The organism is Sinorhizobium fredii USDA 205, assembly GCF_001461695.1.
In the GTDB taxonomy this organism is placed as follows: Bacteria; Pseudomonadota; Alphaproteobacteria; order Rhizobiales; family Rhizobiaceae; genus Sinorhizobium; species Sinorhizobium fredii.
This window is the reverse complement of sequence record NZ_AUTC01000046.1, coordinates 1-3,797: the sequence shown is the minus strand read 5'-3', so window position 1 is coordinate 3,797 and position 3,797 is coordinate 1. Positions and strand designations below refer to the sequence as shown.

The 3,797-nt window shown below is 57.3% G+C and carries 3 protein-coding genes and 2 pseudogenes; 2 read left to right on the top strand and 3 right to left on the bottom strand.

Translation table 11 applies throughout. The annotated features are described in order from the left end of the window. Positions 1-557, bottom strand: a 557-nt coding sequence (locus N181_RS06885) for a transposase (protein ID WP_202907431.1), incomplete at its 3' end; no start/stop codon positions are given. A gap of 104 nt (positions 558-661) precedes the next feature. Continuing rightward, positions 662-760: pseudogene (locus tag N181_RS35475) on the bottom strand (IS630 family transposase); the annotation flags it as partial. A 19-nt stretch (positions 761-779) separates the two neighbouring features. On the opposite strand from N181_RS35475, the gene N181_RS32940 reads away from it, so the two are divergent. Further along, positions 780-1,085 (top strand): hypothetical protein, encoded by a 306-nt coding sequence (locus tag N181_RS32940; protein WP_153297037.1) that lies wholly within the window; start codon positions 780-782, stop codon positions 1,083-1,085. A gap of 1,574 nt (positions 1,086-2,659) precedes the next feature. Further along, positions 2,660-3,262, top strand: coding sequence for a hypothetical protein (locus tag N181_RS06875; protein ID WP_014857797.1), 603 nt, complete (start codon positions 2,660-2,662; stop codon positions 3,260-3,262). 111 nt (positions 3,263-3,373) lie between these two features. Here the strand turns inward: N181_RS06875 and N181_RS31240 are convergent. Continuing rightward, positions 3,374-3,681: pseudogene (locus tag N181_RS31240) on the bottom strand (ATP-binding protein); the annotation flags it as partial. Positions 3,682-3,797: the final 116 nt, after the last annotated feature.

Genomic DNA, 3,797 nt, shown 5'->3' with positions numbered 1-3,797 from the left:
GTGTTGACGCCAACGGCGATGATGACGGCAACGGAAACGATGCGGCCACCGCGTCTGACTTTCAGGTAGGTGGCATCGATCCACAGATAAGGCCAATCGCCCTCGATCGGTCTTTCGAGGAACGCCTTCACCTTGACGTCGATCTCTTCGCACAGGCGGCTTACCTGGCTTTTGGAGATGCCGCTCATGCCCATCGCTTTGACCAGATCGTCGACAGAACGCGTCGAGATGCCCTGAATGTACGCTTCCTGGATGACCGCTGTCAGAGCCTTCTCCGCCATCCGACGCGGTTCGAGGAAGCTTGGGAAATAGCTGCCCTTGCGCAGCTTCGGAATGCGAAGCTCGACCGTTCCGGCGCGTGTCTCCCAATCCCGGTCGCGGTAGCCGTTGCGTTGCGCCAACCGCATCGCATTCTTCTCGCCGTAGCCAGCACCGGTCGCACTGCCAACCTCCAGCTCCATCACCCGCTCGGCCGCAAAGCCGATCATCTCACGCAACAAATCGGCGTCAGCACTCTTCTCAACAAGCGAGCGCACGTTCATCATATCGTCGGTCATCGGTGGTCTTTCCATCAGGTTGGTCTTGAACAACCCGACCCTACCGGAAAACACTGGTGACCACCGCTATCGAGCTACACCACTCCCTGGGACGTCATCGTTGAGAGGCTCTCGATGGATCGTTCAGCGGCTTTTCTCAACAAGGCTTTGAGCTTTGAGAGTGTGTATTCTCGATCGGGTGAAATCGGGCCATACGGCGGGAGCTATCCAAGGGAGGCGTCCATGTCGAAATCACAATTGGGTGGATATGATGAAGAACGTGTTCCAGGCGCATGTGGCAGATGCGTCTGGGATTCCCAGACGGCCCGATCGATCCTGCGCCTGTTGAGGGAGCAGCTGTTCTTGCTGGACGGGAGGGTGGCTGCTAGACTGGGAGGTCGCACCAGCGCCTATGAAGGCCGCCGCTTCAGGATGTCAGGATACGAAATCCGCGTACTCTTGTGTGCTGCTGGCGATGCGCCTGATGTCGCCACCCAAGAATCTCCTCACTCCTTCCTTGAAGGAAGCTCGGCCGATCTCGATAATTGAAGACCAGACAAAACAATCGAGGCTCAGTTGTCTGAGGAACGCCGGTTCCTTTGACCCGGCCATTTCAAGCTCTCCCAGCGGCCGTGTGCGCTCTCATGCGCCATGTCTCCAGCATCATCCACCGTACCCGACTTGATACGCATTCATCCATGGCGTGGATCTTTGCCATCCAAATAAACAGCTATCGCAATCTTCTGAACGGCGATAGAGAAAGTTGACTTAAACTGAAAGAGAGAAGGCGAAATTCTTTCGCGATCGCTTTTAGACTAGAGGTGCTCTGATGCCGGGAACTCGGTAACTTGAGCTGGGTCCGACCCGGATATGAATGACGAGCGGAACTACCGATCAATTTCTCGAAGTCCTGGAACTACACGATTGGACTTGGCGGAGGGTCGAACTGTTGCTTCTCCCAGACGCCGCGACCGCATCTGCGTGAGACTCTCAAGAGCAGGATTAGGAAGTCGGCCTGACGGACATATGCAGAATGGTTCTCGATACTGGAACAACTCAAACGTGGCGGGATCTGCGCCAGTTTGCGCCGTAGCCGGTCTTCCGAGGCGGGGTCCGGAGTATCCTCGGCGCGTCGTCACTGATACTACTCCCGATGGTCGGGAGGGGATTTCGCCAATCAAGCTGGGGGAGACGACGATAATCCTGGATCTACACGGGCAAGGGCTATCGGTGTCAGCGACCGCCAAACAGATTGGCTATGGATCGCAAGAACGCGCGCAAGTACGTCGAGCGGGGGCTAGAGGCTCCGAAATATGGCCAACGCAAGCAAAACACAATGTTTGGCGACCGGCTCGCGACCTATCTTCGCGAACGCGTGAAGGCTTGTCCCGTCCGGACCGCGCGGCGGCTTTTCCGCGAGATCTCGGGTCTCGACCGTTTCTGCAGCTATACAGCGCTATCCGGGCTGACAAGGTGACCGGGCTCGAAACCGGCGCCCGCAACTACATCACCAAACCCTTTGCCTCGCCGGAGGCCCTGGCCCGCGTGCGTGCCGCGTTACGCGGGCCGCCGGAAGCGTCACTGCAACAGGATTTTCCATTTCGATGTCTGGCGAATGGGCGCCGCTTGCATCGAGGAACGGATTGTAAACTCAAGCTCTCTGCGAGTTCACTCTTCTGATGGCCTTTCTCAAAATCAGTGTCCTCTCGCATGAGCAGCTTCTGGGGATGATGCGCGTCAATTTTCCCTTAATTCGCGTCTTCGCCAGCTCGCCAGCGGGCTGGTGGATTTGCATCGCCTCCTTTCGTCATATGGAGGGGACCATTTCAACCTTCGCAGTGCTTGCGGTGCGCTCCCCTTCACAACCAGTGATCAGAATGCTCCAAGCACTCCATGGGGCGGTCCGGAGCCGAGGTCCACACGCCGGGACGATACCGCAATGCGGCTGTGTATGCTGGCACGCGATCACCAGCAAAAAGGCGCTTGTAGAGACAATGTCCCCCAGTCCATGTTGAGGAGGGGAGATATTCGACGATGGCACGTTACGATGGCGGCTGAGGGGCATTGGAAAGGCACATGCCTGCAGCGCGTTCGCAGGCCACGATTTCGAGGGTAGGAACATTATGAAGACACCGTGGAAATTTCTTGCTCAATTGGCGTCGCGACGACGATCGGCAAGCGTGCAAGAGAATTTTATTGCGCCTGACACTGATCCCGAAGTGATCGAAAGCGAAACGGAAAACAAGTCGCCACTTCCGTTCGACAAGCCAACGCAAGCTTCTGGCACTCCTGATCACGATTCCGCGGTTGATCGCGGGTCGATGTTTTCGGACCAGCTGGAAAGCGACCCCAATCCCCTGCAGGAAATGAACCTCACAGCTGACATTCAAGAGCCTGGAACCCCTGCACGAAGTGAAACCAAACAATCGGATGCGGCTGGGAAGAGGCTGGGGCCGCAAAGCCAGACAAGCGCAAATTCCCAAAAGAAGCCGGAGATCAGACGTCGAGAACGCTCCAAGAACGCGCGCGCCGAGGGGGTTGCGCAGAGCGCTGTCGCCACAAATGAAGCTGAGACCGTACAAACCTCGTCGTCCGGGGATACTTTCTTCAACGAAGTGGCAATCCTCGACGAGGAAATCAAAGAGCTGCGACGTCTGCTGGCTCAAAAACTTTATCTGCAGAACGCTCAGCTCAAAAAGATGCTTGAGCGTTTCGACGCCTCGTGAGTTCGCGTCAACTGACGCCGGACCGAGAAAATGCTGCAGGACGTTATTCGCCGCGAGTTCCGAGGCCTGCTCGAAAGCGGGGAACCAGTGGTGTGCCCAGCCGACGGTGAAGGTGGAGCAGTGTCCGTCACGGCCTTCGACGATCTCGAGGAGATTATTTTCGCGCTTGATCAAAAGAGAGGTTCGAGGCGCCAATCGTTCAGGATCAACAGCTGAAAATGGTGCGCGGCAGGCGCGCATATCGCCCTCCACGAGCAAGCGTCAGTTGGGCAAACGGCCTTGCGCCGCACTGGTAAAGGACGGCGCAACCATCGCGTCAGGCTTTGTGCCCGAGCGCAAGCCAACCAGCTCTCTCCGACGCCGGACGGTCCTCGCATGGCCAGATCGTCGTGCGCATCGATCCAGTCGCCGCCAATCAAGCCTCATGAACAACGCGATCCCGGCTGTGTTCGCTTCGGCAGTGGCCTGATGTCAATCGGCGTGCAAAATTGGCTCTGACGCAGTTTTGGTGGTGACGGATTTTATCCCGCGCCAA

What these genes read in the sequence shown, in the direction of transcription:
- N181_RS06875 (WP_014857797.1), top strand. Translation starts at nt 2,660, where the DNA reads ATGAAGACACCGTGGAAATTTCTTGCTCAATTGGCGTCGCGACGACGA.
- N181_RS32940 (WP_153297037.1), top strand. Translation starts at nt 780, where the DNA reads ATGTCGAAATCACAATTGGGTGGATATGATGAAGAACGTGTTCCAGGC.